This window comes from Streptococcus sp., assembly GCF_032481935.1.
In the GTDB taxonomy this organism is placed as follows: Bacteria; Bacillota; Bacilli; order Lactobacillales; family Streptococcaceae; genus Streptococcus.
Genome location: NZ_JAWERU010000092.1, coordinates 1 through 1,386, shown reverse-complemented (window position 1 = coordinate 1,386; position 1,386 = coordinate 1). Strand labels below are relative to the sequence as shown.

The following is a 1,386-nucleotide window of genomic DNA, read 5'->3' as shown; positions in this document are numbered from 1 at the left end:
TCTTTCTAACTGACGTAAGTTATTGATAATTCTTCTAACTTGAAATATAAAGTCATGATAAGATTCAAAATCAAATTGAAGATAAATAGGCGAACTCTTAAACAACATTTTCCTAGCATAAGAGGAAAAATTTAGATGGTTTGTCATTTCAATCAAGTTATTCACTATTTCATTTTGCTCTTCAGTGATATAACATTTCTTTAGAACAGTCCTATATCTACTCATTTATCATATACTTCTTTCGGGCATTTTCATGGGCAATAGCTTTGCACTCCAGCATACGTTCCTGCTTTAAATTCTCCATAGACTTAAATAAATACGCCAAAGGAGACGTCGCATCCTCAGGAATCCGTTCAATCATGCTAATGACTTCATCACTAGTTACATACCCACTAGCCAAATACTCGCCTATCTTCATCTTCTGAGCATGTGTTAAAGTGTAATTGTTAGGATACAAAAATCTATCATTGTACTTATAAGAAATGGATTCTAACAAAGAATAATATTTGGGTGGAATATAAGTTTCAGGCTTTCTAGAACTATTATCCAGTATATTCTCAATCTCTTTCTTATTCTTACTCTTGTTCTTAATCTCTTGCGTTACATTATCATTTTCATCCGTTACTGTAACGTTACAGTCTAAAACGAGTTGTGGCTCGCCTGTAATTAGTGCTTTTTGTTTTTGTCTATGACGAGCAACACGTTCCCTAGTTTGTTTTCTAATCTTTTCTAGTCCATCTATATTCTGATGTTTCTCCCATTTTGGAATGGTAATAGCGCCATCTATGATTTCTATCATGCCAAATTCTTCAAACATGCTGAGAGCTAATTTTACAGATGTAGCCTTTCGCCTAAACACTGTTGAAAGCATCTCTTCTGTGTAATAAACCTTGTTCCCTAGACTTAATATGCCACTATTATTTTGCTTTCCTGCAAGCACCAGAATTTTAAACCATATTACAATAAGAGTATCTCCTTCTGGCATTGATTCTATTAGCTGAATTTTTTCATCATCAAATATATCTGTTGTTATCTTGATCCACTGAACACCATTCATACTAGTACCTATCTTTCATATTGCTTCAACCATCGTGTTACTGCTCTTTTATCGTATAAAGTCACTCCATCAATCACCATGGTTGGCATTCCTTCTTTCGTCCATTTTTGGATTGTTGTCGTAGATACATCTAACCACCTAGATAAACCTGACATACGAACCATGGGTTTATAAAGTTCTTTATCTTCAAATACTCTTGCTACAACATTTGAAATCATCTCATCATAGTGAGCACGTAATTGCTTCTCTAATTCTTTAGGAAGCTGGACAACTAAAGTAGTTTCCGACATAAATTCACACCTCATTTCTAAATTAAATAAGCTCCGAAA

Annotated in this window: 2 protein-coding genes; both read right to left on the bottom strand. The window is 34.0% G+C overall.

Translation table 11 applies throughout. The features are described 5' to 3' along the window. Positions 1 to 217 precede the first annotated feature (217 nt). Complete coding sequence (locus E7C97_RS09475) at positions 218 to 1,057, bottom strand: phage replisome organizer N-terminal domain-containing protein (RefSeq protein ID WP_001014727.1); 840 nt, start codon at positions 1,055 to 1,057, stop codon at positions 218 to 220. A gap of 8 nt (positions 1,058 to 1,065) precedes the next feature. After that, positions 1,066 to 1,347, bottom strand: coding sequence for a DNA-binding protein (locus tag E7C97_RS09470; RefSeq protein WP_316109072.1), 282 nt, complete (start codon positions 1,345 to 1,347; stop codon positions 1,066 to 1,068). Between the last annotated feature and the right edge of the window lie 39 nt (positions 1,348 to 1,386).

Bases quoted from the DNA above. Each gene is read 5' to 3' on its own strand.
- E7C97_RS09470 (WP_316109072.1), bottom strand. From the start codon at position 1,347: ATGTCGGAAACTACTTTAGTTGTCCAGCTTCCTAAAGAATTAGAGAAG.
- E7C97_RS09475 (WP_001014727.1), bottom strand. From the start codon at position 1,057: ATGAATGGTGTTCAGTGGATCAAGATAACAACAGATATATTTGATGAT.